We start from the raw sequence: 25,237 nt of genomic DNA, 5'->3' as shown, positions 1-25,237 counted from the left end.
TTTCACGGAGGATGAAATTTATTTCGGTAAATATTCATTTTTCCCTTGACCCTACCCGGAGATATTGGTAAACTATTTTTTGTTGTCAGTTAAGTCATTGAGACATCGAACACAGCGAGGCGTTACGATTTATTAATTTAAAAAAAGGCTTGACGGCCGGTTTGAGAATTGATATAGTAATATACGTTGTTAAGAATATTTATTCAGCTTCTGGTTAAACATTCAATATTCATTCAAAATAATGTTTAAAAAGTTGTTGACACGATATTGACGACATGATATACTTTAAAAGTTGTCACGGAGCGATTGCTTCTGATAACTTGGTAGACCTTTGAAAACTGAACATTGTTTCGACAAACCAAATATGTGTAGGGCGGTTTGAATTTATATTCAAACCCAAAGCAATATTTGCGAAGTCAATTCGCTTTAAAAATGTAACAACAATCGATGAGCTATTCGAGCTTATCATCTTTAAGATGAGAGTTTGATCCTGGCTCAGGACGAACGCTGGCGGCATGCCTAATACATGCAAGTCGAACGAGTTCCCGTTGATTGACGTGCTTGCACTGATTTCAACATTGGAACGAGTGGCGAACTGGTGAGTAACACGTGGAAAACCTGCCCAGAAGCAGGGGATAACACTTGGAAACAGGTGCTAATACCGTATAACAACAAAAACCGCATGGTTTTTGTTTGAAAGGTGGCTTCGGCTATCACTTCTGGATGGTTCCGCGGCGCATTAGCTTGTTGGTGGGGTAACGGCTCACCAAGGCGATGATGCGTAGCCGACCTGAGAGGGTAATCGGCCACATTGGGACTGAGACACGGCCCAGACTCCTACGGGAGGCAGCAGTAGGGAATCTTCCACAATGGACGCAAGTCTGATGGAGCAATGCCGCGTGAGTGAAGAAGGGTTTCGGCTCGTAAAACTCTGTTGTTGAAGAAGAACGGGTGTCAGAGTAACTGTTGACATCGTGACGGTATTCAACCAGAAAGCCACGGCTAACTACGTGCCAGCAGCCGCGGTAATACGTAGGTGGCAAGCGTTGTCCGGATTTATTGGGCGTAAAGCGAGCGCAGGCGGTTTCTTAAGTCTGATGTGAAAGCCTTCGGCTTAACCGAAGAAGTGCATCGGAAACTGGGGAACTTGAGTGCAGAAGAGGACAGTGGAACTCCATGTGTAGCGGTGGAATGCGTAGATATATGGAAGAACACCAGTGGCGAAGGCGGCTGTCTAGTCTGCAACTGACGCTGAGGCTCGAAAGCATGGGTAGCGAACAGGATTAGATACCCTGGTAGTCCATGCCGTAAACGATGAGTGCTAGGTGTTGGAGGGTTTCCGCCCTTCAGTGCCGCAGCTAACGCATTAAGCACTCCGCCTGGGGAGTACGACCGCAAGGTTGAAACTCAAAGGAATTGACGGGGGCCCGCACAAGCGGTGGAGCATGTGGTTTAATTCGAAGCTACGCGAAGAACCTTACCAGGTCTTGACATCTTCTGCCAATCTTAGAGATAAGACGTTCCCTTCGGGGACAGAATGACAGGTGGTGCATGGTTGTCGTCAGCTCGTGTCGTGAGATGTTGGGTTAAGTCCCGCAACGAGCGCAACCCTTATTATCAGTTGCCAGCATTCAGTTGGGCACTCTGGTGAGACTGCCGGTGACAAACCGGAGGAAGGTGGGGATGACGTCAAATCATCATGCCCCTTATGACCTGGGCTACACACGTGCTACAATGGACGGTACAACGAGTCGCAAAGTCGCGAGGCTAAGCTAATCTCTTAAAGCCGTTCTCAGTTCGGATTGCAGGCTGCAACTCGCCTACATGAAGTTGGAATCGCTAGTAATCGCGGATCAGCATGCCGCGGTGAATACGTTCCCGGGCCTTGTACACACCGCCCGTCACACCATGAGAGTTTGTAACACCCAAAGCCGGTGAGGTAACCTTTTGGAGCCAGCCGTCTAAGGTGGGACAGATGATTAGGGTGAAGTCGTAACAAGGTAGCCGTAGGAGAACCTGCGGCTGGATCACCTCCTTTCTAAGGAATATACGGAGGCTACACATACTTTGTCGAAACAATGGTCAGTTTTGAGGGGTCTACCCTCAAAGCCTTATGTGCTTTTTTGGGCGTATAGCTCAGCTGGTTTAGAGCGCACGCCTGATAAGCGTGAGGTCGATGGTTCGAGTCCATTTATGCCCATTGACCGTAAGGTCGATATGGGGAATTAGCTCAGATGGGAGAGCACCTGCTTTGCAAGCAGGGGGTCAACGGTTCGATCCCGTTATTCTCCATTGATGCGAAAGCATCATAGAATTTGTTCTTTGAAAACTAGATACTATCAATTATTTTCCTTTAATTATTAAGATAATTAAACCGAGAACACCGCGTTTATTTTGAGTTTTTTAATTAGTTTAAATCGCTAATACTCGATTAATCGTTTATCACATCGTGATAAATAGGTTAAGTTATGAAGGGCGCATGGTGAATGCCTTGGTACTAGGAGCCGATGAAGGACGGGACTAACACCGATATGCTTCGGGGAGCTGTACGTAAGCTTTGATCCGGAGATTTCCGAATGGGGAAACCCAATCATCTTTACCGATGATTACAACTTGACGAATACATACTCAAGTTGTGGCAGACGTGGGGAACTGAAACATCTAAGTACCCACAGGAAGAGAAAGAAAATTCGATTCCCTAAGTAGCGGCGAGCGAACGGGGAACAGCCCAAACCAATGTGCTTGCACATTGGGGTTGTAGGACTGAACATTTGAGTTACCAAAGTCAATGATAATCGAAGTGTCTGGGAAGGCACGGCAGAGAGGGTGATACCCCCGTAGATGAAATCGTTGACCCTCAGTTCAGGATCCTGAGTACGGCCAGACACGTGAAACCTGGTCGGAATCCGGGAGGACCATCTCCCAAGGCTAAATACTCCCTAGTAACCGATAGTGAACCAGTACCGTGAGGGAAAGGTGAAAAGCACCCCGGAAGGGGAGTGAAATAGTTCCTGAAACCATGTGCCTACAATTAGTTAGAGCCCGTTAATGGGTGATAGCGTGCCTTTTGTAGAATGAACCGGCGAGTTACGTTAATTTGCAAGGTTAAGGTGTAAAGACCGGAGCCGTAGCGAAAGCGAGTCTGAAACGGGCGTTTCAGTAAATTGACGTAGACCCGAAACCAGGTGACCTATCCATGTCCAGGCTGAAGGTGCGGTAAAACGCACTGGAGGGCCGAACCCGTGTATGTTGAAAAATGCTGGGATGAGGTGTGGATAGCGGTGAAATTCCAAACGAACTTGGAGATAGCTGGTTCTCTCCGAAATAGCTTTAGGGTTAGCCTCGGAGTCAAGAATCGTGGAGGTAGAGCCACTGTTTGGACTAGGGGCCCGTCATGGGTTACTGAATTCAGATAAACTCCGAATGCCACAGATTTATATCCGGGAGTCAGACGATGAGTGATAAGATCCACCGTCGAAAGGGGAACAGCCCAGACCACCAATTAAGGTCCCTAAATATGTGCTAAGTGGAAAAGGATGTGGAATTGCATAGACAGCTAGGATGTTGGCTCAGAAGCAGCCACCATTTAAAGAGTGCGTAATAGCTCACTAGCCGAGTGACTCTGCGCCGAAAATATACCGGGGCTAAGCACATTACCGAAATTGTGGACGCAACTATGTTGCGTGATAGGAGAGCGTTCTAAGGGCGACGAAGTTAGACCGCAAGGACTAGTGGAGCGCTTAGAAGTGAGAATGCCGGTATGAGTAGCGAAAGATCAGTGAGAATCTGATCCACCGAATGACTAAGGTTTCCTGGGGAAGGCTCGTCCTCCCAGGGTTAGTCGGGACCTAAGCCGAGGCCGAGAGGCGTAGGCGATGGATAACAGGTTGATATTCCTGTACTAGTTAATGTTGTTTGAACGATGGAGGGACGCAGGAGGCTAAAGCATGCGCACGATTGGAAATGTGCGTCCAAGCGTTAAGTCTGGTGATGAGTCAAATGCTTATCACTAAGGACAAGACGTGACGGGGACCGAATTTTAGTAGGGAAGTGCTCCACGTCACACTGCCGAGAAAAGCTTCTAGTTAGACATTAATTACCCGTACCGCAAACCGACACAGGTAGTCGAGGAGAGTATCCTAAGGTGAGCGAGTGAACTCTTGTTAAGGAACTCGGCAAAATGACCCCGTAACTTCGGGAGAAGGGGTGCTACACGTAAGTGTAGCCGCAGTGAAAAGGCCCAGGCGACTGTTTATCAAAAACACAGGTTTCTGCAAAATCGTAAGATGACGTATAGGGGCTGACGCCTGCCCGGTGCTGGAAGGTTAAGTGGATGAGTTAGCTTCGGCGAAGCCCAGAAATGAAGCCCCAGTAAACGGCGGCCGTAACTATAACGGTCCTAAGGTAGCGAAATTCCTTGTCGGGTAAGTTCCGACCCGCACGAAAGGCGTAACGATTTGGGCACTGTCTCAACAAGAGACTCGGTGAAATTATAGTACCTGTGAAGATGCAGGTTACCCGCGACAGGACGGAAAGACCCCATGGAGCTTTACTGTAGCTTGATATTGGGTGTTGACACAGCTTGTACAGGATAGGTCGGAGCCGTAGATATCGGAACGCTAGTTTCGATGGAGGCGCTGGTGGGATACGACCCTCGCTGTGTGAACACTCTAACCCGCACCACTTATCGTGGTGGGAGACAGTGTCAGGTGGGCAGTTTGACTGGGGCGGTCGCCTCCTAAAAAGTAACGGAGGCGCCCAAAGGTTCTCTCAGAATGGTTGGAAATCATTCGTCGAGTGTAAAGGCAGAAGAGAGCTTGACTGCGAGACAGACAGGTCGAGCAGGGACGAAAGTCGGGCTTAGTGATCCGGTGGTACCGTATGGAAGGGCCATCGCTCAACGGATAAAAGCTACCCTGGGGATAACAGGCTTATCTCCCCCAAGAGTCCACATCGACGGGGAGGTTTGGCACCTCGATGTCGGCTCATCGCATCCTGGGGCTGTAGTCGGTCCCAAGGGTTGGGCTGTTCGCCCATTAAAGCGGTACGCGAGCTGGGTTCAGAACGTCGTGAGACAGTTCGGTCCCTATCCGTCGCGGGCGTAGGAAATTTGAGAGGAGCTGTCCTTAGTACGAGAGGACCGGGATGGACATACCGCTGGTGTACCAGTTGTGCCGCCAGGCGCATCGCTGGGTAGCTATGTATGGATGAGATAAACGCTGAAAGCATCTAAGTGTGAAACTCGCCTCGAGATGAGATTTCCCATTCCTATATGGAAGTAAGACCCCTGAGAGATGATCAGGTAGATAGGCTGGAAGTAGCAGCACCGTGAGGTGTGGAGCGGACCAGTACTAATCGGTCGAGGACTTAACCAAGTAATGGTGTTCTCAAGAGAATAATTGGTAGTAGCTAGTTTTGAGGGAATAAGTTCTCTTATAGTGTGGTGGCGATAGCCTGAAGGATACACCTGTTCCCATGCCGAACACAGAAGTTAAGCTTCAGCACGCCAAAAGTAGTTGGGGGATCGCCCCCTGCGAGGATAGGACGTTGCCACGCGATTATTCCGGCATAGCTCAGTTGGTAGAGCACCTGACTGTTAATCAGGTTGTCGACGGTTCGAGCCCGCCTGCCGGAGCTTTAGATGGAGAGTTGTCCGAGTGGCTGAAGGAGCAGCATTGGAAATGCTGTAAACGGGTACTAACCTGTTTCGAGGGTTCGAATCCCTCACTCTCCGTTTCCCAAAGTATGACCCGTTGGTCAAGTGGTTTAAGACACTGCCCTTTCACGGCAGTAACATGGGTTCGAATCCCGTACGGGTCATTGTTATCATGGAGGATTAGCTCAGTTGGGAGAGCGTCTGCCTTACAAGCAGAGGGTCACAGGTTCGAGCCCTGTATCCTCCATAAGATAATAGCATAACACTTGATTATGGTCTGTTGGTCCAGTTGGTTAGGACGCCTCCCTGTCACGGAGGAGATCACGAGTTCGAGTCTCGTACAGACCGTGGTTATGTTATTATTAATTTAATACACAACATTACTACATGATGAAATAATGGCTCGGTAGCTCAGTCGGTAGAGCAATGGATTGAAGCTCCATGTGTCGGCGGTTCGATTCCGTCCCGCGCCATTTATGGAGGGGTAGCGAAGTCTGGCTAAACGCGGCGGACTGTAAATCCGCTCCTTCGGGTTCGGTGGTTCGAATCCACTCCCCTCCATCATATAGGGATATAGTTTAAAGGTAGAACTACGGTCTCCAAAACCGTCGGTGTGGGTTCAATTCCTACTATCCCTGTTGTAATGTTATGGCGGTATTGGTGAAGTGGTTAACACACCGGATTGTGGTTCCGGCACGCGTGAGTTCGATTCTCACATACCGCCCTAGATTGGGCATACCCCTTAAGGTTGTTCCAGTCAGATTGGATAGACGATTATGGTGGTATAGCCAAGTGGTAAGGCAGAGGTCTGCAAAACCTTCATCGTCGGTTCGAATCCGATTACCACCTTTGACTGGGTGTATCCAATCAGATATTTTTTGCCGGAGTGGCGGAATTGGCAGACGCGCTGGACTCAAAATCCAGTGACCGTTGAGGTCGTGTGGGTTCGAACCCCACCTCCGGTATAACTGGGAAACATAAGCCACTTTAAAAAGAGCAGGAACGTTGATATAATAGCATTTCTGCTCTTTTTTTGTATCTAAAAAAATATATTCGCGTATGCTTTTGTAAAAGTGTGCACCCAAGGTGCACCCATTCAGGAGTGAGAATCACCCATTTGGGTGCACCCATCACTCGGCCTTGACTTTGATTGAAGTCGGACCAGTCGGCCTTCTTCCCCAGGTCAGTGAAGATCTCACGGGTGCGGACGGTCTCTTCCTGCTCCAGTTCCTTGATGATATGGAGATAAGTCTTCGTTGTTGTGGCGATGTCCTGGTGACCAAGTCGGTGGCTGATATAGGCAATCGACATCTTCTGATACAGCAGAATGGACGCGTGAGTGTGCCGGAGCCCGTGGAACCGCAGGTATATGTTGATGTCGGCGTCCTTCATCAGTTCGTGTAACCGGTCGTTGAGGGCCTTAGAAGAGGGGACACGGTTGTAGCGCGACAGAAAAACCAGGCTGTGTGGATTGGTCTTGTCGTTCACTTTCAAGTAGCGTTTTTGCTCATACTGCAGTTTGGTCAAGATGTTCACCAGGTTGCGGTCAATCGAGATGGTCCGGACGGATGCCGGGTTCTTGGTGGGGCCAAAGTCACGCTTCGTCCAGTTCCAGGTCTTCGTGATCTTGATGAAGCCCCCCTTGCTGTCGATGTCGTCCCAGGTAAGCCCCGCGATTTCTTGCTGGCGCATGCCGGTGAGCAGGGCAGTCAGAACCATATAGGGAACAACGTCAATGCCTTCCAAGTGGTTCAGCGTGTAGTTGTACAGCTTGGCTGCATCGTCATATGAGAGCCATTTGATCTCACGGGTCCGGCTGCTGTCGTAGACGACGTGAGTGTTTTGCGTGAAATCCCGGCTGATGACCGAATCGTTGACTGCATTGCGGACAGCGGCCCGGATGTGTGTGTTGATTTTGTCGGCAGTCGCCTTAGCGTGGGGCTTCGCGTCCTTTCCGTTCCCGTTGCCAAACCAGTTGAGAAATTCCTGATAGTCGGCTGTTTTGATCTTACGGAAAAGTGTGTCACCGAAGTATTCGTCAATCACGTTGATGGTGTATTGGTACCGGGCGATAGTGGTATCTGACAGGCCAGGTTCCCGGAAGATGTGGAACCATTTCTGGAAGTAGTCGCTAAAAGAGATGTTCTTGTCGCCGACATCGGATCCATTCTTGTAAGTGTCTTCCATCACCCGGGCGGCCGCTTCGGCTTCCTTCTTGGTGCGGAACCCTTCCTGTGAGCGTGACGTCCGTTTGCCGTGAATGTCCTTGAAGTAGACCTTGGCTTTCCAGCTGTCGCCACGTTTGAATATTTGAGCCATGATAATTCCTCCATTCCGAACGTGCGTTCTTTTTGACGATTAAAGAAAAGCCCTGAACGGGCCCAAGTACATATTTATCTTTTAATGTCACCATCCTTGGGACTATGCTTCACCCCGGAATCGAACCGAGGGGAGTCACCAGACAGAAGCCACGTCTTAGGCACATAACAATCCAGTTACACAAATTTATCATGAAAAGGATGTGCATCAGGAGAATCACTAGGCTTGGCATGTTTCCAATGATCGTGAATTTTGGAAGAGCGAGGTGCATCATCTTTCAAACAGGTAAAACGTACTCCCTGTTCGTTTTCAATAATAAACACACGTTTGAAGTCGTTCTGAGTTTGAATGATCTTGCAGTCATCATGCGTAACATTAAATACATCAGTAAAAACCATTTAATTACCTCCATAATGCAAAAGTTAGTGTTTTGACCGTATGTGAAAAACGTAAAAGGACACAATTATGATAACTAATACAATCAGAGCAATGACTGGTAAGTGGTCGATTAGATCATTTATCAATTGAAAAACATCTTTCTTTAACGTTAAAGTCATCTCCTTAGATAGTTACCTAAATGAACTTTGTTGGACTCGAACTAACGACCGGACGGTTATGAGCCGTCTACTCTAACCAGCTGAGCTAAAGGTCCAATGAACCCTGCGAGAATCGAACTCGCAACCTACAGTTTAGGAAACTGTTGCTCTATTCTGTTGAGCTAAGGGTTCGAAAAAATAATATAATAAAAACGAGTTAATGATAATGCACAAGTCTTGTACTTGAACTGTAAATTCGCGGTCAAATAAAAATTTAACTAGAGCTTTATAAAATAAAAAAACGGCTAGCCATTGGCTAACCGTTTAGATCCCAGAATTACTAGGATAAATTAGGTGGGCGTACATAATGTAACCCTCAATAACCTAATTATTATCCATTCTGGAACTATTGTCAACCAATGACTTTTGTTTGATGAAAAGTTTTGCCAAGGCCTGATCTATTTGTGTCAATGTTGAGTTGGAAACCATAATTTTACCAATTGGATCAAAGGGGCTTAGCCTATTAAGACGTTGCTTGCTGATAGTTGTAACGTCTGCTACTTTTGCGTAAGTGACTAAGTTATAATCCTCATATTTCCTTTTTGTCCATATAAGTGTATTAACTAAGTCTTTTACAATATCGGAATGAGAACCATCAGGATTTAGTAACCGTCCTAAATTAATAGTTGTTCGTTTACCGTTATTAGACAACAAACGAAATGCTGTATTTTTATTGGGAATAATATGTGTAATAATCTCAAATGTACTTTTTCCTAATTCTTTGTCTTCTCCAGACATCAAACTTGTTTTCAATCTTTGCTTTGCGTTTGGAAATTTGGGATTAGCAGCTAAATAAAATTCATCTGCACCTATCTCAGTCGCATAGAGTGCAAGCATAACGCCTAATCCAGTATCACGAAACATATCACTGCTCAAATTGCGAATTGTATCAGTAAGCTTAACTTCATTCGGATGGTCATGAGAAGTTAGGGGGAGCACAGTCAATACACCACGTGAGGGACTGTCATTTTTATTTAAAATGATTGCAAAGTGTGGGCCCGATAACTCGTCACCTATATTTACACCAAAATTCACATTTACAATTGCACCACGTTTGAACGTTTTGTAGTGAGTATAATTCTTTTTCTCTTCAAGAAACATTTCTGATTCGTGGAGAAGCCAAGTTGGGATAAATTCAAACTTTTTATTCCAACGATTTCCATAATAAACGGTCTTAAAGTTCTTTATGGCTTGGCGCATTATATCACCCTTGGTTATCTTTGAATTTTCAGGTTTTTCAGGCATGGATGATCCCTCCTTATCATATTTATGCTTCACCCCGGAATCGGACCGAGGGGAGTCACCAGACAGAAGCTGTTAATATCGTGTAAACCATTTAGAACTGTTCGTTCGTGCATAATATAGTTTTGATCCGTGGCCGTTTACTTTCAAGAAATAGCCGTCCTTTCCCATATGATAGAAGGGTGCAACATGGATAGTTTTCCCATAATGTAATTTTAGATGATGACCCAGGCGACTAGTTGCATAGCTATCACCTCGGATGAATTTATATACGGTAATGTTGCGAGTGACATACGCGCGTTTATAGTAACTGGCATTTGCTGAGGTGCTGATAAACATGGTTAAAGCAATTGCTGAAACGAGGGTGATCCAGATCTTTTTCATAATTTCCTCCCGATAGATGTATTTGATTAATCTAAACTAGTAGCTCGTGAACCATCCTTTAAAACGGTTACTACCAGTTTCATAATGCTTATTGTTTACGTACTTGCGCCCATATACTTTCCAATTCGTATAGGTTCCATTTTTTATGTGGATAATTTGGCCACGGTGAAGCTTAAAACTACGAACGCGATGAGATGGCGTATACATGGTACCCTTAGTGTACTGATAGATTCGGATAGACTTTGTAACAATGGCACGGTGCTTATGCATCCAGTATCCGATGTCAGTAGGACCGTGTTCTCCGTAAGTGTTGGCTGATGCAGTCTGGGGAACATATACAGCAGTCGCTAGTAATAGTGTAGCGACTGCAAGCGAAATGCATTTGATGATATTCATGTTTTCCTCCTGAAATATGTACAGCTTTTAACGTCATCGGGTGTGGACGACGACCGAATGAATAGGCGATGTTATAATAAATGTGTGCAAACGTACGTTCTGAAAGTGAGGCAATATAAATGAGTAATACATTTACAGTAAAAGAAATGATTGATTACCTAGCTCAGTTTGAGCCGGATACTCAGGTTCTTGTTAGAAGTGATGAGTATAATGATATGGGGAATAATAGTGAGATTAATAAGAATAGTTTTGAGATTCCAGGGGATGGGTCAATTGTTATTAGATGTTGAAGGCTATTCGTCTACTTCAAATTCAGCAAATTTATTCTTTTTTCTAATATTTGCTAATCGCTGAAATGAAGGAAGTTTGCGTCCATCAGAAATGAATCCAGATAAATGCAATGTTTCATCTTCAAATGGGAAGATGTCTAAGTCGCTAGGATTATGTTTCTGGATTTTAGAAATAGCAAAATGTTCAGTTAATCCAGGAAGTTGTGCCATCAGATTAATGTCAACTGGTACCATTAGTTTAGTTAGTCGTGGATTCATGGGGTTAGGATCAACATGAAACTTAATGATTTGTTCCACACTGGCAATGTATTTGATGATTATATCGCCAGCCCTTAAAACTTCTTGTTCATTAGGATAATATCCTTGATGAACAATTTTATTTCTAAGTGGAACAATAGACATGTTTTTGGTAGATAGTTTGTGACGAGAATTGTTTAAATCAACTAGCTCACCAGTCTCTAAAAAGTAGGCACTTTTATAGGCACCAAGTATCTGAGTTGAATCTGGATTAGTTTCGAACATCTTTTCAATATGTTTGAACCTGGCCTGATTATGCTTAATATAGCTCGCTTCAATAAATGATATTCGAAATTGCTCAATTGATTGGTATAGGCTCATAAATGCTTCAAGGTAATAATGATCGTTGAAAGCATTTAAAGAATTACGAATCAGCCACTCATATTTGTTGTTTTGTAGGTAGACAATAAATGAATGTCCCTTCGGACACTTTAAAATTGAATAATTATCGTTGTTAAGGAGACCATTGGCAATTTGCTTATGGTCCTCTTTTTTGCAGTATGGACAGTATCCCGTCATTTTAATTTCCAAGTATTTAGCCTCCCTAATTAAAAAAATTGAATAGATTTTATGCATATTCTATGCTTCTCCCCGGAATCGAACCGAGGGGAGTCACCGGACAGAAGCTGATTATTTTTGTAGAACGTAGCGATTATTTTGTTGTTTTGAAGGCTGGCATAAAATAATTAGCATAATTAGGGATCCGATTGCTGGAACTAGGTTAATCAACCAAAATGCGCCATTATATCCCAGATCATGGAGTCTACGAATCTCGCCTGTCAGAGCAGCGATAAAAAGAATCACATAGATAGCTAACAGAATAATCAACATAATGAGGCTTGTGACCCCAGCAGGAGTTAGCTCACCGGCAATATCGGTTTCCATAAAGTTGTCACTACCACCAAGAAATACGGTTTGAATAATTCCTATAATGAAGCCAATAATTACCATAATAATGCCAACACCCAGTGATGCCCACCAAAAATCGGCACGACCCATTCTCTTATTTATGCGAAACATATCTTTAAAATAAAGTTTTGTAGAACTGACGATACCTGGGATTTTATTTTCATTATAAGGGACATCAGAAATATTTGATGTGAACGAGTTAGGGGATGCAGTCTGTTGATAATTACTGGTTTGGTCTACATTTTCTTGAGTATTGGTATCAGAACCTTGAGTGTAGCCACAGAATTGGCAGAATGAAGCAGTTGCGGGAATCTTTTTCCCACAGTGAATACAAAATTTAGTCTTTTCTTCCAAAATAAACACCCCTTAGTTTAAATTATCTCCTTGATTGTATTTTATTTTGCCATGATTAATTTCTAGCCATAGATAATTTTTATCATGTGGACTGACCACGGTTATATGAGAATAGTTTGGATTATTCTTTTTGTTAATTGCCGTAGAACTAGATTTTAAGTCCCGTACAAGAGAATTCCATAAAGCAGGGCTGCCATCTTCTAACGATTCTACTACATGTGAGTTTTTAGGAAGGTAAATCTCTATTACCTCACTGTCACTATTCCATGTTGCCTTAGCTTTGCCGTAGTCAGCTGATTGAGTCCTAAGCTTCGACTGGATAGAAGACGCTATGCTTTCTGGAGATTTTGAATGATTGACAACCCAACTCAGACCGAAGATAAGTGCAACGAGAATAACGACGGCAGTGATGCCTGAAATCCATTTTTTGGTGGAATTTGATTTGGAAATTGGTCTCGACGGTTCAAACGATTTCACGACTGTCTTTTCTTGAGCAGGGTTGTCTGATACTACTGGTTGTTTTTCCCCACAATGAGGACAAAATTCTGAGTTGATAGGGATTTTTTTACCACACGATGAGCAAAACTTAGTGTCATTTTCTGACATGTTGGTCCCTCCTGAAAATATGTACAGCTTTTAACGTCGTCAGTTTTGGACAGTAGCTAAAAGTGAACGTATGTTTTATAATTATTGCAACTAAAACTGGTGAGGTGATATAAATGAATGAATTTGAACCTGTGGTTGAAAGGGCAGAATTGCAGCAAGTTATTCGAGTGGAACATGTTATAGGAAAAGGAACTGTTGATTCGCCAGTGAGAAAAGTTGTACAGTTTTGGACAACTGATGGCATTTTGATCGGTGAAAAAGGAATCAATGAGCTCAATAAATAGGATTACTTTTACTAGTTTTTGTTTACCAAATTGTGAGCTCGTTTGATTGATGCTTTCATCTCAATGTAATTAATCATGGCCCGAATCCACTCTTTTATATCAGCAACCTGGAATTCAGGATTCTGTCGATAGTAGTGAGTTTCATCATTTCCAATCCAAGCACTAGCAAGCGCTAACTCCCTGATACTTTCTTCGGGGAGTTTTTTAATTAGTTTAGATAGAGGGAGTTTTACAGACTCATCTTTGGTAACTAGCTTATTGGTTAGCACAAAATCAGTTACTAAATATTCAAGCGCTTTTCGATATCCCATACCAGCAATCTGAGATAGGCCTATTTCTTCTGCTGTAGATGCTTGAGAATACGTCTTAATAAATGACGGCGACATCTTTTCAATGGATTTTGGAAAAGTCATATTTTCTGGTGAAAATATAGGGCTAACTAATTCAGTTCGCAAATAAGAACCACCGCTGGTGAAGAATAAATTGTAGGCGGTTGCTCGTCGACAATTTTCACATCTTGAAACTATTACCTCTACTTCTTCGTTTTCATAAGAGCGGAAGGACGCTGTTTTGCTGAGTTGAGTTTGTATACCTGAATAGTTGCAGTGCGGACATTTTCTTGGAATATGCATAAAGTTTTCGGACATAGAATTCTCCTTAGTCTGAGATACATTTTTTGAACCGTGAAATTGCTAACGATAATTTTTAAAGCCAATAATCCAGAATGATCAAAACAAGATTGTTATTTGGAGGCAACTGCACCCTTTGCAGATAGTCACATTACGAATTACTTAATTGAAGAGGTTCTCAAAACTGGTATTCATTCAAACTAAATGATTACTGAATCCCTGCTCCAACAAGACATCTTTCACATATTATCGAAGTCTGGGTCCATAAAGCAACGGCACAAATGTTCAGATCCTGGATAGATTTCTAGATATGGAATTTCTTTGGTCTCATACTCAGGAAGCAAAGCAAACTTTTTCCCATCTAATTTACGGTGTTCAGGGGAGGTTCGTTCATCGTTTAGTGCACACCAAGTGTAGTATTTAAATCTATTGCGTATAAGACGATAGATATCGACTTATGAATGCTAGTGGTCTCATGGATAAATCAAGAACAGAGTCATAAACGGAAATATTGCTTTCTGATAGATTATTACTATTCATATAGTCTGTTATAGATTGTCCCCTATCACCCTTACTTAGACTATCGAACGTAATGGCAATAAATTCATTCAGCTCTCTACCTGACAGATTGGGAAAGTGGTTCTTGATGTACTTGATAATAAAGTCAATAGTGGCCTTGGACAGGTCCTCATTGCCTTGCAGTGGGTTAACTGACTGTATGCCAATTTTTAAGCTCAATGTAGTCCCTCCTTTAATCCAAAACGTGTTTGTACTGCAATCCATACGCAAGACCAACTTCATGCAGATATGGTAGTTCAACACCAACATCATCAGCTGCTGGGTAGTCGGACTCCTCACACGCATATTCGCGACGTAAGCGTTCCATGTCAGCCCGTGTTAGCAAGTGAGTAAATCCCCAAACGCGAGCCTGATGTTCCTGTTTTGCATTTTCTGCTGGTCCGTAATCACTAATGTCACCAATAGTAGTGGCGTTATGGCCCAATTCTTCATATAGCCATTGATACTGCTCACGCTCAGAGATGTTGGGATTCATTAAAATCTTTTTATTCACAACATACCCGCCAAGTTCGATAGGCACACTTTTGTCGAAGACGAAATCTAGTTCGGGGTGCTGAGCCATCAGTTTTTCGAGTCTGCTTAGTCTCAATTAGCATCATTCCTTTTTCCCTTTGCGCTCCTGTTCTTTTTTGTAAAGGGATTTTTGGTATTCCATATAGTCAATAACGGCTTGTCGCCTGTCTTCAGGTAAGTCGTCGAGACTCAATCCGTTTCTGAGATGGGCAGCCACGGGGGTATCGCCTAAATCGATTTTATGGCCAAGCAGATAATCGGTTGTGACCCCGAATAGATCAGCCAGTTTTATCAGGTCATCATTGCTAACAGAGCGCCGATCATTTTCCCAGCTAGTTACAGTACTTCGACTAACGTTCATTTTTTCGGCCAGCATCGGTTGGGTCATCGACATGCGTCTGCGCAGTGATGCAATTCTACTACCTGTAGTCATTAAGACACCTCCACTATTAGTATTATATCTTGTACTTAGAGTAATGCTTAAAATAAATGAAATGTTTGTACAAAAAGAGTTGACTTGTACAAATAGTAGCGATACTATTAGTACATAAAGAAAGAAGGGAATAAGATGAAATCCCATTTAAAGTATTATCGAAAGCGGGCCGGATTATCTCAGGAGCAACTAGCATCAAAGACAAAGTTCTCTGTGAGTACTGTTGCATCAATGGAGAATGGCCGCCGTGACGGATCGGTTGATACCATTATTTCTATGGCTAGTTTCTTTGGTGTAACTGTCGATGAACTTTTATTTGGACCTAACGACTCTAATAGTACAAATAAGCAACCTGAGGAGGTGAGCTGATGAAGAAGGAAGAACAATCTGCGAAGTTAGCAGAAGCTGTTGCTGGTATGACGGAATTTGAGTGGTCCGTTGCGAAAGGACGGGTTGATTGGTTGTTTGGGAAAAAAGCGTCCAAGCTGCAACTTGAACGCCAAGAAGTCGAAAAAATCCTAAAAAATGGAGTTTAGGTTTCATCAACGATTTCTATTTGAAAAGGAGTCTTGGAGTTGACTATTTATCAAACCGCTTGTGTAGTAACCGCCATAATCCTTCCCGTTTATTTTTTGGAGCGAGATTCATATCTTGAAGGTTCTCAAGCATTGGTTTACCGATTTCTGGCATTCCTAGCTTTCGCGATTCCTTATTTGCTTCTGTGGTTATCGTAACCATCAAAGCATGGAAATATTTTGCGATTTCAAGGCTTTGATGTTGTACCGCCTCCTTGGGTGTGGAATTTAAGAAGTCCATGGATATATCTAAACCACTATCTGTTTTTACTGACCCTTGCTCATGAGCTGAACGAAAATAAAGAATATAGATTTTAAGAATCTCTGGGGAAACGTATTTGATGTTTTCTGTTATCAATTGATCCATTTTATCTACATCCGGATTATTCCATTTCATCTCTTGATATGAAGCACCGTCTGGGTTTAGTTGGTAGAACCATTTAATCGCAGGAACATAGAATGTTTCATATGCTTCTAACTGTTTTTGATGATGAATTTGCCGTTTGTCCTTAACGAACTGATATGCGTCATGTAGAAGAACAGCTAGTATAGTCGCCATTGGTGTCAGAATAAGGGCCCAGTCTTTTGGCCCCATTACTTGCGCAATAATCATTATTTACCACTCCATTCCGGTATCAATTGTACCAGAGAAGGTGAGTGATATCGGTAGCCAGAGGAGGTGAGTTGGTGAAGGTAAGATTCAGTCCAGAACTCAATGATCGGATTAAGAAATCCAAACCAGAGGGTTTCTGGAAAAGGTTTTCTGATTTCACGGATAGACACTGGATTTTCGTTAAGTTTGTCTGGCCAGTCATTGTGGCAATCATAGTTCCATTCATAGTTGTGGGGCTAATGCGAAAGTAGGTAGCTCAGATAGCACTATGTCATACCCAAATTTGAGTTTTACCAGCTGGATTTTCTTTCTCAATTTTGAATTTAACGTTAGGAGGTGAGCTGATGAAAAAGCATGAAGTGATTCATTTTTACAAGTCAGGTGGTTTTAATCACTTGGTAAATGTCTCTGTTGATGATAATTTGTTTGCCGCAGTTACCTTTACTGATAGTGAGATGAAACGAATTGAACAAAAATATCCACTAGCAAAGGATAATCTGTTTGCACTAGTGGACGGTGTAGAAATTAAATTAAAAAGTTGAGGTGACTAATATTATTTTTTCCAAAGAACGGGGGTGACACTATGCTCCAAGTTCTAGCAGCAGGATTACTGATTCTTGTGATCGGACACTGCTCATCAAATTAATAGGAGGTGGCAAAATGACACGGCAAGAAAAAAATTGAAATGGTAGCTGGCACGTCAAATCATTCAGCTAAGTTCATTGAAGAACTAACCGCTGATAACGATCGGCTATTATAAAACTTAGTTGTGGTTGCTAAGGCACAAATTGCTAATGAGACAGCTGACCAAGTCTTTGAAGCTATGGCTTAAGTATAACGATTATGGCTGTCAAATGTCTTACATCAAATTGACAGTTAGAAGGAAGTGACAGCATGCAGAATAAATTTGCCGAACAATTAACTTTGGATTTGGCAGGAGTGGTGCGTAGGGACGTTGCTCAAAAAGTTCATATCTCCGATGGTCAATTGACCCGTTTAGCGAATGGCCAGCGTACTGGCGACAAGGGGATGCGAGCTGGGTTGGCACACGCGCTGCATAGTACCTTGTTGGCGTTCTCTGGCGCCCGTAAGGATTACGGCGTTCTTTCTTTCTTGAAGAGCAGCAGACGTTATGACGATGTCATGGCAACGCTCTTCCAGCAACGCAAGGAAGAGGACGACCGCCGGGCGCTTGAAGAATCATTCGACGAGGCCATGACGACCAAGCCGGAGGCCCGGTCATCGCAACAGACGCTGTTGATTCGGGACTACTTCCGGGAGTACGCCGAGGAGATCATGTCAGAGAATACCGACATTGTGGCCAAAGCCAAGTATGCCGGCGTTGACATCCACGGAGTATTCGATGAAGCAAATGCCAGGGTAGGAGGCTAGAGCCATGGCGACGTTCGATCCACAAGCGGTGGCCGAGAGGGTCATCGAAGACCAAGTGAACCAAATGCTTGGCGAAAATGACAATCTTCAAATCTCCGTCAACCTTAGTCAGCTGGCGGACATGACCGGGGTCTCCACTAGCAATCTTGAGCAAAACTTCGTTCCGCTGGGATACGTGGCAAAGCTCGAACGTCGTGCAGGAGCCCCTGGCAAGCGTGGCAAACGCGTTTGGCTGTTCCCGGAAGTTCGGGACGCCTGGCGCAGGTACTTAGATGAGAGGAGTTAATAATTATGGATTTGTTCTACTACTACGTTGGTGAGGTTGTCTCATGGTTCGGCCTGATTGCACTGTGCGTCAGCTTCGGCTACTGGCTGTCCGAGTCAGTGCACGCGATGGGCGGCTGGAAAGCCTGGGCGATTGATTTCTTTGGATTGGAACTAAAGGAGGAACAGAAATGAAAATTTGGCACAAAAAAAGAGCCCTGACCTGGCCGTCAGAGCTCGGTGAAAGATTACTTATCTCAAGTATTTTCAGTTTCAATTCTACTCTAGAAGGGCGGTGGATTCAATGGTAGCACCAGACCATGCAACGTTTGACCTCAACAACTACATGAATCGCTTGGATAAGGATTCCGCTGAGGACAAGCAAACGTATGACATTGACGGATTCCCGCTAATCTACGGTGAGAAGTACTGGACGCTTGACGATGGCAGGTACGTCATGGATGACGCCGCTTCGATGCACGACTTCCTAGACAGCGAACATGAGGACTACGGTGACCCAATCGACTATGACGACGACAACCTTGCCGAAATTCTGCAGGACTACAAGGACGCGGAGGTGATCACATGGATGTGATGATTCGTACCAACAGCAAGTACACGCCGAAGTCCATCGTTTGCACCAACACGGACGAATTGGACGATATCAAATCAGCTCTCTTCAGCAAGGTACAGGAACTGGCGGAGAACAACAAACTTGGCGATGACGACATCAATCAACTCTACAGCATCAGTGATGAACTGGTCAGCTGGTCACCAAATTTGGACGAGGAGGGAAACTAAATGGCTAATCAACTTGTAGTATCAGTTCAAAAAGAGATTCAGAACATGCAGGACAGTGAGGGCCTCAAGCTCCCACCTAGCTACTCGGTCGGCAACGCACTCAACGCCGCCTGGCTGATCCTGTCAGACGATTCAAAGGGACCGTCAATGCTCGACAAGTGCGACCCACGGTCAGTCTCAAAGGCACTGCTCAACATGGCCATTCAGGGATTAAGCCCCGCAAAGAATCAATGCTACTTCATCCCATACGGTAAGCAATGCACCTTACAGCGTTCCTACTTCGGGTCAGTGACGGTGCTCAAGCAATTGTCGTCGGTCAAGGATATCAAAGCCCAGGCAGTCTTTAAGGGTGATGGCTTCGAGATTGGCGCTGATGACGAGATGAACCTGATCGTCACCAAGTATCAGCCAAAGTTTGAGAATCGCGATAATCCTATCATCGGGGCATTTGCCTACGTGCTCCAAGAGGATGGCCATAAGGTCTGGACGGTCATGACCAAGAAGGAAATCGACGCCAGCTGGTCGCAATCGCGGACCCACAACGTGCAACAGAAATTCGGTCAGGAAATGGCTCAACGGACGATCATCAATCGGGCCGCTAAGCTCTACATCAACAGCTCTAACGATAACGATTTGTTCGTCAAAGCTATCAACGATTCGACCGAATCCGAGTACGACGATGACCAGTCAGCCAAGGATGTGACTCCCAAGAAGACTGTTGCAGACTTGATTGAGGACAAACCCGCCAAGGACAGCCAGGAACAACCAGAAGTGCCACAGCAGTCCGAGAGCGTATCAGAAGCGTCCGAGATTGCGTCCGAAAGCGTATCGGGATCCGAAGCTTCTGCTTCAAGCAAATCACTTAACGATTCTCAATTCATTGACAGTTTGCTAGACGGAATTGATAAGTCCAAGGGAAAGGAGGCAGACGCTGATGCAAGTGGCACCCAACAAACGGACCTCTTCCCAGACGACGGGGTTCACTCTAAGTTCGACTAACTACTATAGTGACGAGGCAAACAAGCACTTCATGTCGCCAACATGGTTCAAGAAGTTCGCGGCGTGTGAGGCCGAAGCACTGGCAGAACTAAGAGGCGACTGGAAGCCCCAGCGAGACCCAACGGCCTTGCTGGTCGGTAACTACCTTCACAGCTATTTCGAGTCCCCAGCGTCCCATAAACGCTTCGTAGAAGCTCACAAGGACGTGATGCTATCCACCCGAGGTAAGACGAAGGGCCAACTTAAGGCACCATATAAGGTGGCCGAGAACATGATCAAGACGCTAGACAGCGATGCCACATTCCGGGCACTCTACCAGGGTGCTAAGGAGTCAATTGTCACCGGGACGATTGACGGTATCGACTGGATGGGCAAGCTGGACTGCTTGAACCTTGAGCGAGGCATCTTCCTCGACTTAAAGACCACGCAAGACCTACACAAGCGGGTCTGGGATACCCGCACACGGCGCTACGTCCCATTCGTCTATGCCTACGACTACCAGCTCCAAATGGCCGTCTACCAAGAGCTAGTTCGTCAACAGTACGGTGTGCTATGTACGCCCTACATTGTTGCAGTCACCAAGCAAGACCCGCCCGACAAGGCGGTCATCTCAATCCCGCAGGACAAGCTAGATGATGCGATGTGGCGGGTCAAGGATCAGGAACACCGATTCAAGTCCATCATCGATGGCCAGGAAGAACCGGAGCGCTGTGAGACGTGCGACTACTGTCGGTCAACTAAGGTTCTGGGCGACATCATCGATGCTGATGAACTGATTGATTAGGGGGTGTTGGTTTGAACTACCTTATGCAAATTCGAGCGTTTGACGATTATCGGCTATACAAGCAGAAGCTATCAGCAGGCCAGGTTTCATTGTGGTACACCCTGATGTCCATCAATAACAAGGCCGGCTGGTCCACATGGTTTACAGCCGCTAATGCAACGCTTGAATCACTGTCGGGGCTGTCACGATCCGGCATCGTCAAGAACCGGAACGTCCTCAAACAACTTAACCTCATCGATTTTAGTTCTAATGGTCGAAAAGCTACTTCCTACCGCGTTTGTGTACTTTATACGTCAGATAGTGCACAAGGGAGTACACAAAGGAGTGTACAAGACAGTACACAACAGGGTACACAAAGGAGTGTACAAGACAGTAGCGCATTAGTTAAACAAAACGAAACTAAACAAAACGAAAAGAATGAGGATGACGACGCGGGTATCACCCGATCAAGTGTGATCGATAAGTGGACCAGCCTGTGGGGATTCCCCAACGCTATCGCCATGCCTGAGATTAACGACTGGCTTGAGCAACTGCCAGCGGACGTGATTGACTTCGCCATCACCATCGCCGGTGAGCATAACGTCCAATCGCGCGGGGCGCTTAAGTACATGCAAGCCGTGATTGATGGGTGGCAGAAACGCAAGATTACAACGCTTGATCAGGCCAAAAAGGCGGCTGCAGAACACGATCAACGCATGAAGAACGGCCGTGGGAGTTCTAAGCCGACACGGGCCAAGGAAACACTACCAACGTGGGCTCAGAAGACGCCTGATAAACCTGCTTCGGACGGCAAGCTAAGCCCCGAACATCAGGCAGCACTGGACGCGCGAATCAAAAAGTTCAAGGCACGGCGGCCGGAGAAAGAAGAGGCGACATCATGAAGAACGCAATCAGCGATGTTGTTGAATCTGATCTATGCCAGGATATCTGGGACGCGATTTACGAGAAGCTTGAGGACAAGCTCAGTGAGCTAGACGAGGAGGAACAGGCATGAACGAATTAATCAAGACTTTCAAGAAAAATGACGGCACCATTGCCGTTGATGGACGGGATCTGCATGACTTCCTGGGAGTTAAGACGGATTACAAAGACTGGTTTCCACGAATGGCAGAGTATGGATTTACTGAAGATGTTGATTTTGTAGGTTTAGCTCAAAAAAGAGCGAAACCCCAAGGTGGCCGGCCAAAAGTTAACCACGCTCTCACCCTGGATATGGCTAAAGAGGTGTCGATGATTCAGCGGACTCCCAAGGGTAAGCAAGCGCGTGAGTACTTCATCGCCATGGAGAAGCAAGCCAAGCGACAAGCTCAACAGGTCGTTCTCCCAATGACACCGGAAGAAAAGCTCCTGCTGGTGATGGAGAACGCCAATCGGGCCAACTCCCGGCTGACGAACGTCGAAGAACGCATGGACGACTTCGAGGCCAATCAAAAGATGGACCCAACAGAGTACAGTACCGTCAGTCATGGCGTTACCCGCGCAGTTAATCGATATGTCGGTGAGAATCATCTTCAACTGACACGTGATCAACGCGCAGAACTCTATAAGGACATCAGCACTGGGCTCAATAAGGTGTGTGGCGTTCATACGCGAACTCAGATTCGTGCTAAGGAATTCAACAGGTCCATGAAGTATATCTACGACTGGGAACCCAACACTGCTACAAAGATGATGATGCAGCAGGCCGGCGAACAGACTGCCATGGAGGTGTAGAACAGTGAAGGTGCTACTTATTGTGGCTTTGGTGGCTTCCATTGTGGGACTGGTCTTGAATATCTTTGCTCTGTATAACGACGGATGAGTCCGCTAAATCATAAACGTAAGTTGAACCTATGTATACGTGAGGCTTGAAAAGTTTGGTTAATCTTTTCTTAGTAATTGCGACTTCAGCGGTTATTTTACGGGTATCAAATCCGTTTAAGTCAATAAATACGTTCCACTCAGTGTAAGACTGAGATTTGAACATACCTACTGAATCTTGAGGAATGGTGACCCGTTCCCATTGTGATGGATGCGTCTTTACAAGAAGATTTTTGGTGCCCTGCCGATTAACCTGCTTCTGTGTATAAACAGGGACTTCGCGGTCTTGATCATCAGTTACATGTAAGCTCCAATATCCCATGTCGTTTTTTCCGTAGTTTATAGCGGTGAACTGCAGCATAAAGGGCTGAACAAGAGTTGCCACCATATCTACAGAATCGTCAATTTTATCCATCTTGTTAGCTACTTGAGTCAGGACAGGTAAGGGAAAGCTAGAGCTATTAGAGCAAATGACATCACCACGCTTGTATTTCACGATTTGAGTGTGCCAGTCCATTTCAATTTTATCCAGCGACCTATAGATGTTTATTATCCCAAGCATCAACGAGATAACGGAAATGGTAACGGTAATAGCAGTAATCCAAGCATTGATAGTAATCATTCCTTTCAAAAAAATTATATCGCACGTATGAAATCGAAAGAAGGGACTTATTTGGAATCAACAACGGCTAAGACCCACCTAGTGATCCACGGTGAGCCAGTACCCGCCGGGCGTCCGCGCTTCAATCGCAATGGCCACGCCTACGATCCACGACGGTCACGGGACTACAAGCGCTTCTTTCGCCAAGAGGCCAAGATGAAGTATCACGGCCCCATCTTACGCGACAAGGCACTCAAGGTGGACGTCAAGGTCTACCGGCACGTACAGCGGTCAATCAGTAAGGTGGAGCGTGGGCGGCGTCTACGAGGCGAGCACCGGCCGATTGTGAAGCCTGACGCGTCCAACTACCTCAAGCTCGTTGAGGACGCGCTGACCGGCATCGTGTGGGAGGACGACAATCTCATCACGGACGTCAGCTGTCACAAGTACTATTCAGACGAGCCAAGAATCGAAGTCACAGTAACTGAAGCCAAGGAGGAAAAATAATGAATGTGTTTGATTTACTTAGAGCCGCTATGGACGATGTCGAAGGTCAAGTTGATAGCAGTGACGACGTTATCACCCAGAAATTCAATGAATTTGGTCCGCAACGGCTGATTGTCTCACTTGAAAAGGACGGGCTGCATGTCGATATGCCCGGTGAAAATGGTTCACTACCATTCTTGCTTGGTCAGCTGTTCGACTCACTTGCAAAAACTGGAGGAATTCGTGATGGTGATAAGTCAGCCATCGTGGCTCTCATGTCAGAGTTCGTCAATCAGTACTTAAATGACCAATCCAACGACCTAGTCGCTAAGCAGGAGGCGAACGCCCGTGGCTAAACAGCGGAAACATGCGAAGAAGTCAACCCTGCGCAAGAAGAAGCGCCGCATGGCACAGCACGCACGGGAACATCAGGCTAAGCCCGAAGTTAAGCAGTACGTGACCAAAGAGCGGGAGACCGAAGATAACTGGGTAATCACCGTATAGATCACAGGAGGATTCAACACGTGGCAACTTGGAAAGTAAAGGCTGCCTTGTACCAACAAACTGCACCAGTCATTAACGGCTGGAGAATCGAGGATATTACGAATGAAACCGGAAGATATGTTACGACAACTCATTAAGCAGATGAATCAAAAAAATACGGACGATGCAACTTCAGAAGCATTTGATGAAATGGGTCCGCAGCGGTTAATCGTTACTCTTGAACAAGATGGATTCCATGTGGACTTTCCAAGCAATCCTGACGCTATGCCAGTACTTTATGCAGGACTTATTGACGAGTACTTAAATGGCAGAGGCTTAAGCGATGCTAACGCTTCGGTTATCATGGCCGAGATGGCAAATTCATTGTCCTGGTTCGTCAAAAACATTTCAAAGAGTTTGCAAATGATGGATGGACTTCAAGGGAGGGAGAAATGATGTCGTTAAACGCAACGCTGTTAAGGGGCGTACAACGATTCGAAAAAAGATACAAAAGTCCTAAGGAGTGGCCAAAATCAGAGCTTAAAGGTGTGCAAACAGTTGCTAATCGCTATGTGGAAATCGAAAATGAGCGTTCTCCGCGGACCAGCATGTTGCGCGAAAGGATTGCTCGGGGATTCTTGTACGGTGATATTTCTGTTGAATTGAATTTAGGAGACGGATATGTAAAGAAGATGGCGAAAAAAATGAGGAGCTCACCGAATTTTCATTATGTCGCAACGCCGAATGATCTAGTTCAGCTAAAGTACAATCGCATACATTGCCGCTACTCTACAAGCAAAAAAATTGATGCCATTATGAGGACCACGCAGATTCAAAGCCAGAGGCTACTTCTAACACGAAAGATACAATTGATGGCTCACTCAAAAACAAACCGTTGCGTAAGCGGCCTAAGTACGGTGATCTGGTAAATGCCAAGTTAGAGTGTCCAAGT

31 protein-coding genes, 15 tRNA genes and 3 rRNA genes are annotated in these 25,237 nt (G+C 45.2%); 35 read left to right on the top strand and 14 right to left on the bottom strand.

The genetic code is table 11. The annotated features are described in order from the left end of the window. Positions 1 to 472 precede the first annotated feature (472 nt). From RIN67_RS08720 to RIN67_RS08645, 16 genes are all read left to right on the top strand, one after another. Positions 473 to 2,038, top strand: a 16S ribosomal RNA gene (locus RIN67_RS08720). A gap of 87 nt (positions 2,039 to 2,125) precedes the next feature. After that, positions 2,126 to 2,200 (top strand) — tRNA-Ile (locus tag RIN67_RS08715). A 19-nt stretch (positions 2,201 to 2,219) separates the two neighbouring features. After that, positions 2,220 to 2,292, top strand: a tRNA-Ala gene (locus tag RIN67_RS08710). Positions 2,293 to 2,459: 167 nt separating this feature from the next. Further along, positions 2,460 to 5,375: ribosomal RNA gene (locus RIN67_RS08705) — 23S ribosomal RNA — on the top strand. A gap of 64 nt (positions 5,376 to 5,439) precedes the next feature. Then, positions 5,440 to 5,556 (top strand): 5S ribosomal RNA (rrf, locus tag RIN67_RS08700). Together the 16S, 23S and 5S rRNA genes with 13 tRNA genes alongside form the textbook arrangement of a ribosomal RNA operon. A gap of 6 nt (positions 5,557 to 5,562) precedes the next feature. Next, positions 5,563 to 5,635: transfer RNA gene (locus tag RIN67_RS08695), tRNA-Asn, on the top strand. A gap of 8 nt (positions 5,636 to 5,643) precedes the next feature. Beyond that, positions 5,644 to 5,734: transfer RNA gene (locus RIN67_RS08690), tRNA-Ser, on the top strand. Between the two features lie 13 nt (positions 5,735 to 5,747). After that, a tRNA-Glu gene (locus RIN67_RS08685) sits at positions 5,748 to 5,820 on the top strand. Positions 5,821 to 5,830: 10 nt separating this feature from the next. Then, positions 5,831 to 5,903: transfer RNA gene (locus tag RIN67_RS08680), tRNA-Val, on the top strand. A 27-nt stretch (positions 5,904 to 5,930) separates the two neighbouring features. Next, positions 5,931 to 6,004, top strand: a tRNA-Asp gene (locus RIN67_RS08675). A 52-nt stretch (positions 6,005 to 6,056) separates the two neighbouring features. After that, a tRNA-Phe gene (locus RIN67_RS08670) sits at positions 6,057 to 6,129 on the top strand. Positions 6,130 to 6,134: 5 nt separating this feature from the next. Then, positions 6,135 to 6,217 (top strand) — tRNA-Tyr (locus tag RIN67_RS08665). 6 nt (positions 6,218 to 6,223) lie between these two features. Then, positions 6,224 to 6,294: transfer RNA gene (locus RIN67_RS08660), tRNA-Trp, on the top strand. Positions 6,295 to 6,307: 13 nt separating this feature from the next. Continuing rightward, positions 6,308 to 6,380: transfer RNA gene (locus RIN67_RS08655), tRNA-His, on the top strand. 54 nt (positions 6,381 to 6,434) lie between these two features. Continuing rightward, positions 6,435 to 6,505, top strand: a tRNA-Cys gene (locus tag RIN67_RS08650). 31 nt (positions 6,506 to 6,536) lie between these two features. After that, positions 6,537 to 6,621 (top strand) — tRNA-Leu (locus tag RIN67_RS08645). Positions 6,622 to 6,643: 22 nt separating this feature from the next. On the opposite strand, the gene RIN67_RS08640 is transcribed toward RIN67_RS08645, so the two are convergent. The 5 genes from RIN67_RS08640 to RIN67_RS08620 form a co-directional block, all read right to left on the bottom strand. Beyond that, a complete protein-coding gene (locus RIN67_RS08640) occupies positions 6,644 to 7,975 on the bottom strand; it encodes a tyrosine-type recombinase/integrase (RefSeq protein WP_313825921.1) in 1,332 nt (443 codons plus the stop codon). Positions 7,976 to 8,151: 176 nt separating this feature from the next. Then, positions 8,152 to 8,373: a hypothetical protein gene (locus tag RIN67_RS08635; RefSeq protein ID WP_061777474.1), complete on the bottom strand. Its 222-nt coding sequence runs from the start codon at positions 8,371 to 8,373 to the stop codon at positions 8,152 to 8,154. Positions 8,374 to 8,553: 180 nt separating this feature from the next. After that, positions 8,554 to 8,627 (bottom strand) — tRNA-Ile (locus RIN67_RS08630). Between the two features lie 2 nt (positions 8,628 to 8,629). Further along, positions 8,630 to 8,703 (bottom strand) — tRNA-Arg (locus RIN67_RS08625). Positions 8,704 to 8,895: 192 nt separating this feature from the next. Further along, positions 8,896 to 9,816 (bottom strand): type II toxin-antitoxin system PemK/MazF family toxin, encoded by a 921-nt coding sequence (locus RIN67_RS08620; protein ID WP_264999191.1) that lies wholly within the window; start codon positions 9,814 to 9,816, stop codon positions 8,896 to 8,898. An 896-nt stretch (positions 9,817 to 10,712) separates the two neighbouring features. Between RIN67_RS08620 and RIN67_RS08615 the strand changes: the two genes are divergently transcribed. Then, positions 10,713 to 10,883 carry a hypothetical protein gene (locus tag RIN67_RS08615; protein WP_264999192.1) on the top strand — a complete coding sequence of 57 codons (171 nt, stop codon included), beginning with the start codon at positions 10,713 to 10,715 and terminating at the stop codon, positions 10,881 to 10,883. Between the two features lie 3 nt (positions 10,884 to 10,886). On the opposite strand, the gene RIN67_RS08610 is transcribed toward RIN67_RS08615, so the two are convergent. The 3 genes from RIN67_RS08610 to RIN67_RS08600 form a co-directional block, all read right to left on the bottom strand. After that, complete coding sequence (locus RIN67_RS08610) at positions 10,887 to 11,711, bottom strand: hypothetical protein (RefSeq protein ID WP_264999193.1); 825 nt, start codon at positions 11,709 to 11,711, stop codon at positions 10,887 to 10,889. Positions 11,712 to 11,810: 99 nt separating this feature from the next. Further along, entirely contained in the window at positions 11,811 to 12,443 is a 633-nt protein-coding gene (locus RIN67_RS08605; RefSeq protein WP_181406699.1) for a DUF805 domain-containing protein, read from the bottom strand. A gap of 12 nt (positions 12,444 to 12,455) precedes the next feature. Continuing rightward, positions 12,456 to 13,049 carry a zinc-ribbon domain-containing protein gene (locus tag RIN67_RS08600; protein WP_264999194.1) on the bottom strand — a complete coding sequence of 198 codons (594 nt, stop codon included), beginning with the start codon at positions 13,047 to 13,049 and terminating at the stop codon, positions 12,456 to 12,458. Between the two features lie 113 nt (positions 13,050 to 13,162). Between RIN67_RS08600 and RIN67_RS08595 the strand changes: the two genes are divergently transcribed. After that, positions 13,163 to 13,333: a hypothetical protein gene (locus tag RIN67_RS08595; protein WP_264999195.1), complete on the top strand. Its 171-nt coding sequence runs from the start codon at positions 13,163 to 13,165 to the stop codon at positions 13,331 to 13,333. Positions 13,334 to 13,344: 11 nt separating this feature from the next. Here RIN67_RS08595 and RIN67_RS08590 read toward each other — a convergent pair whose 3' ends face one another. From RIN67_RS08590 to RIN67_RS08580, 4 genes are all read right to left on the bottom strand, one after another. After that, positions 13,345 to 13,980, bottom strand: coding sequence for a hypothetical protein (locus RIN67_RS08590; RefSeq protein WP_264999196.1), 636 nt, complete (start codon positions 13,978 to 13,980; stop codon positions 13,345 to 13,347). 221 nt (positions 13,981 to 14,201) lie between these two features. Next, positions 14,202 to 14,399 carry a phage minor head protein gene (locus tag RIN67_RS13390; protein WP_396442544.1) on the bottom strand — a complete coding sequence of 66 codons (198 nt, stop codon included), beginning with the start codon at positions 14,397 to 14,399 and terminating at the stop codon, positions 14,202 to 14,204. A gap of 314 nt (positions 14,400 to 14,713) precedes the next feature. Beyond that, positions 14,714 to 15,130 (bottom strand): hypothetical protein, encoded by a 417-nt coding sequence (locus RIN67_RS08585; protein ID WP_264999197.1) that lies wholly within the window; start codon positions 15,128 to 15,130, stop codon positions 14,714 to 14,716. Between the two features lie 6 nt (positions 15,131 to 15,136). After that, positions 15,137 to 15,487 carry a helix-turn-helix domain-containing protein gene (locus RIN67_RS08580; RefSeq protein ID WP_264999198.1) on the bottom strand — a complete coding sequence of 117 codons (351 nt, stop codon included), beginning with the start codon at positions 15,485 to 15,487 and terminating at the stop codon, positions 15,137 to 15,139. Between the two features lie 135 nt (positions 15,488 to 15,622). On the opposite strand from RIN67_RS08580, the gene RIN67_RS13385 reads away from it, so the two are divergent. Continuing rightward, positions 15,623 to 15,856, top strand: a complete 234-nt coding sequence (locus tag RIN67_RS13385) for a helix-turn-helix transcriptional regulator (protein WP_264999199.1) — start codon at positions 15,623 to 15,625, stop codon at positions 15,854 to 15,856. Next, positions 15,856 to 16,023 (top strand): hypothetical protein, encoded by a 168-nt coding sequence (locus tag RIN67_RS08575; protein WP_157662839.1) that lies wholly within the window; start codon positions 15,856 to 15,858, stop codon positions 16,021 to 16,023. The genes RIN67_RS13385 and RIN67_RS08575 overlap by 1 nt, the downstream gene beginning before the upstream one ends. A 43-nt stretch (positions 16,024 to 16,066) precedes the next feature. Here RIN67_RS08575 and RIN67_RS08570 read toward each other — a convergent pair whose 3' ends face one another. Beyond that, positions 16,067 to 16,675 carry a hypothetical protein gene (locus RIN67_RS08570; RefSeq protein ID WP_087609343.1) on the bottom strand — a complete coding sequence of 203 codons (609 nt, stop codon included), beginning with the start codon at positions 16,673 to 16,675 and terminating at the stop codon, positions 16,067 to 16,069. Positions 16,676 to 17,019: 344 nt separating this feature from the next. Between RIN67_RS08570 and RIN67_RS08565 the strand changes: the two genes are divergently transcribed. From RIN67_RS08565 to RIN67_RS08520, 10 genes are all read left to right on the top strand, one after another. Next, complete coding sequence (locus tag RIN67_RS08565) at positions 17,020 to 17,217, top strand: hypothetical protein (RefSeq protein WP_041815519.1); 198 nt, start codon at positions 17,020 to 17,022, stop codon at positions 17,215 to 17,217. 352 nt (positions 17,218 to 17,569) lie between these two features. Next, positions 17,570 to 18,067, top strand: a complete 498-nt coding sequence (locus RIN67_RS08560) for a transcriptional regulator (protein WP_313872916.1) — start codon at positions 17,570 to 17,572, stop codon at positions 18,065 to 18,067. A 4-nt stretch (positions 18,068 to 18,071) separates the two neighbouring features. Then, positions 18,072 to 18,353: a hypothetical protein gene (locus RIN67_RS08555; protein ID WP_264999201.1), complete on the top strand. Its 282-nt coding sequence runs from the start codon at positions 18,072 to 18,074 to the stop codon at positions 18,351 to 18,353. Between the two features lie 5 nt (positions 18,354 to 18,358). Then, on the top strand, positions 18,359 to 18,526 hold the full coding sequence (locus tag RIN67_RS08550; RefSeq protein ID WP_156470519.1) for a hypothetical protein: 168 nt from the start codon (positions 18,359 to 18,361) through the stop codon (positions 18,524 to 18,526). Between the two features lie 109 nt (positions 18,527 to 18,635). Beyond that, positions 18,636 to 18,926: a hypothetical protein gene (locus RIN67_RS08545; protein ID WP_264999202.1), complete on the top strand. Its 291-nt coding sequence runs from the start codon at positions 18,636 to 18,638 to the stop codon at positions 18,924 to 18,926. Then, positions 18,917 to 19,132: a hypothetical protein gene (locus RIN67_RS08540; RefSeq protein WP_264999203.1), complete on the top strand. Its 216-nt coding sequence runs from the start codon at positions 18,917 to 18,919 to the stop codon at positions 19,130 to 19,132. Before RIN67_RS08545 ends, RIN67_RS08540 begins: the two co-directional genes overlap by 10 nt. Continuing rightward, positions 19,133 to 20,131, top strand: coding sequence for a recombinase RecT (locus RIN67_RS08535; RefSeq protein ID WP_264999204.1), 999 nt, complete (start codon positions 19,133 to 19,135; stop codon positions 20,129 to 20,131). Beyond that, positions 20,067 to 20,915, top strand: coding sequence for a PD-(D/E)XK nuclease-like domain-containing protein (locus RIN67_RS08530; RefSeq protein ID WP_313825923.1), 849 nt, complete (start codon positions 20,067 to 20,069; stop codon positions 20,913 to 20,915). The genes RIN67_RS08535 and RIN67_RS08530 overlap by 65 nt, the downstream gene beginning before the upstream one ends. Before the next feature lie 11 nt (positions 20,916 to 20,926). Continuing rightward, complete coding sequence (locus RIN67_RS08525; RefSeq protein WP_264999205.1) at positions 20,927 to 21,796, top strand: DnaD domain protein; 870 nt, start codon at positions 20,927 to 20,929, stop codon at positions 21,794 to 21,796. A 109-nt stretch (positions 21,797 to 21,905) separates the two neighbouring features. Next, on the top strand, positions 21,906 to 22,628 hold the full coding sequence (locus RIN67_RS08520) for an antA/AntB antirepressor family protein (RefSeq protein WP_264999206.1): 723 nt from the start codon (positions 21,906 to 21,908) through the stop codon (positions 22,626 to 22,628). Positions 22,629 to 22,641: 13 nt separating this feature from the next. On the opposite strand, the gene RIN67_RS08515 is transcribed toward RIN67_RS08520, so the two are convergent. Further along, the gene (locus RIN67_RS08515) at positions 22,642 to 23,346 is read right to left on the bottom strand and encodes a hypothetical protein (RefSeq protein ID WP_264999207.1); all 705 of its coding nucleotides are present in this window, start codon (positions 23,344 to 23,346) and stop codon (positions 22,642 to 22,644) included. A gap of 42 nt (positions 23,347 to 23,388) precedes the next feature. Here RIN67_RS08515 and RIN67_RS08510 point away from each other — a divergent pair, with 42 nt between their 5' ends. The 5 genes from RIN67_RS08510 to RIN67_RS08490 all read left to right on the top strand — a co-directional run bounded on the left by RIN67_RS08510 (position 23,389) and on the right by RIN67_RS08490 (position 25,214). Beyond that, positions 23,389 to 23,823, top strand: a complete 435-nt coding sequence (locus RIN67_RS08510; protein ID WP_264999208.1) for a RusA family crossover junction endodeoxyribonuclease — start codon at positions 23,389 to 23,391, stop codon at positions 23,821 to 23,823. Continuing rightward, complete coding sequence (locus RIN67_RS08505) at positions 23,823 to 24,158, top strand: hypothetical protein (protein ID WP_264999209.1); 336 nt, start codon at positions 23,823 to 23,825, stop codon at positions 24,156 to 24,158. The genes RIN67_RS08510 and RIN67_RS08505 overlap by 1 nt, the downstream gene beginning before the upstream one ends. Further along, complete coding sequence (locus RIN67_RS08500) at positions 24,151 to 24,306, top strand: hypothetical protein (protein ID WP_264999210.1); 156 nt, start codon at positions 24,151 to 24,153, stop codon at positions 24,304 to 24,306. Before RIN67_RS08505 ends, RIN67_RS08500 begins: the two co-directional genes overlap by 8 nt. A 102-nt stretch (positions 24,307 to 24,408) precedes the next feature. Beyond that, positions 24,409 to 24,741 carry a hypothetical protein gene (locus tag RIN67_RS08495; RefSeq protein ID WP_264999211.1) on the top strand — a complete coding sequence of 111 codons (333 nt, stop codon included), beginning with the start codon at positions 24,409 to 24,411 and terminating at the stop codon, positions 24,739 to 24,741. After that, on the top strand, positions 24,741 to 25,214 hold the full coding sequence (locus RIN67_RS08490) for a hypothetical protein (RefSeq protein ID WP_264999212.1): 474 nt from the start codon (positions 24,741 to 24,743) through the stop codon (positions 25,212 to 25,214). Before RIN67_RS08495 ends, RIN67_RS08490 begins: the two co-directional genes overlap by 1 nt. The last annotated feature ends 23 nt before the right edge of the window (positions 25,215 to 25,237 follow it).

The sequence above is a fragment of the Levilactobacillus namurensis genome, assembly GCF_032197885.1.
GTDB classification, from domain to species: Bacteria; Bacillota; Bacilli; order Lactobacillales; family Lactobacillaceae; genus Levilactobacillus; species Levilactobacillus namurensis_A.
Note: the sequence above shows the minus strand (reverse complement) of the source record. Positions and strands in the feature narration are given on the sequence as shown.

Coding starts and splice junctions, on each gene's coding strand:
- RIN67_RS08640 (WP_313825921.1), bottom strand. CDS start 7,975: ATGGCTCAAATATTCAAACGTGGCGACAGCTGGAAAGCCAAGGTCTAC.
- RIN67_RS08635 (WP_061777474.1), bottom strand. CDS start 8,373: ATGGTTTTTACTGATGTATTTAATGTTACGCATGATGACTGCAAGATC.
- RIN67_RS08620 (WP_264999191.1), bottom strand. CDS start 9,816: ATGCCTGAAAAACCTGAAAATTCAAAGATAACCAAGGGTGATATAATG.
- RIN67_RS08615 (WP_264999192.1), top strand. CDS start 10,713: ATGAGTAATACATTTACAGTAAAAGAAATGATTGATTACCTAGCTCAG.
- RIN67_RS08600 (WP_264999194.1), bottom strand. CDS start 13,049: ATGTCAGAAAATGACACTAAGTTTTGCTCATCGTGTGGTAAAAAAATC.
- RIN67_RS08595 (WP_264999195.1), top strand. CDS start 13,163: ATGAATGAATTTGAACCTGTGGTTGAAAGGGCAGAATTGCAGCAAGTT.
- RIN67_RS08590 (WP_264999196.1), bottom strand. CDS start 13,980: ATGTCCGAAAACTTTATGCATATTCCAAGAAAATGTCCGCACTGCAAC.
- RIN67_RS08580 (WP_264999198.1), bottom strand. CDS start 15,487: ATGACTACAGGTAGTAGAATTGCATCACTGCGCAGACGCATGTCGATG.
- RIN67_RS13385 (WP_264999199.1), top strand. CDS start 15,623: ATGAAATCCCATTTAAAGTATTATCGAAAGCGGGCCGGATTATCTCAG.
- RIN67_RS08575 (WP_157662839.1), top strand. CDS start 15,856: ATGAAGAAGGAAGAACAATCTGCGAAGTTAGCAGAAGCTGTTGCTGGT.
- RIN67_RS08570 (WP_087609343.1), bottom strand. CDS start 16,675: ATGATTATTGCGCAAGTAATGGGGCCAAAAGACTGGGCCCTTATTCTG.
- RIN67_RS08565 (WP_041815519.1), top strand. CDS start 17,020: ATGAAAAAGCATGAAGTGATTCATTTTTACAAGTCAGGTGGTTTTAAT.
- RIN67_RS08560 (WP_313872916.1), top strand. CDS start 17,570: ATGCAGAATAAATTTGCCGAACAATTAACTTTGGATTTGGCAGGAGTG.
- RIN67_RS08555 (WP_264999201.1), top strand. CDS start 18,072: ATGGCGACGTTCGATCCACAAGCGGTGGCCGAGAGGGTCATCGAAGAC.
- RIN67_RS08550 (WP_156470519.1), top strand. CDS start 18,359: ATGGATTTGTTCTACTACTACGTTGGTGAGGTTGTCTCATGGTTCGGC.
- RIN67_RS08545 (WP_264999202.1), top strand. CDS start 18,636: ATGGTAGCACCAGACCATGCAACGTTTGACCTCAACAACTACATGAAT.
- RIN67_RS08540 (WP_264999203.1), top strand. CDS start 18,917: ATGGATGTGATGATTCGTACCAACAGCAAGTACACGCCGAAGTCCATC.
- RIN67_RS08535 (WP_264999204.1), top strand. CDS start 19,133: ATGGCTAATCAACTTGTAGTATCAGTTCAAAAAGAGATTCAGAACATG.
- RIN67_RS08530 (WP_313825923.1), top strand. CDS start 20,067: ATGCAAGTGGCACCCAACAAACGGACCTCTTCCCAGACGACGGGGTTC.
- RIN67_RS08520 (WP_264999206.1), top strand. CDS start 21,906: ATGAACGAATTAATCAAGACTTTCAAGAAAAATGACGGCACCATTGCC.
- RIN67_RS08505 (WP_264999209.1), top strand. CDS start 23,823: ATGAATGTGTTTGATTTACTTAGAGCCGCTATGGACGATGTCGAAGGT.
- RIN67_RS08495 (WP_264999211.1), top strand. CDS start 24,409: ATGAAACCGGAAGATATGTTACGACAACTCATTAAGCAGATGAATCAA.
- RIN67_RS08490 (WP_264999212.1), top strand. CDS start 24,741: ATGTCGTTAAACGCAACGCTGTTAAGGGGCGTACAACGATTCGAAAAA.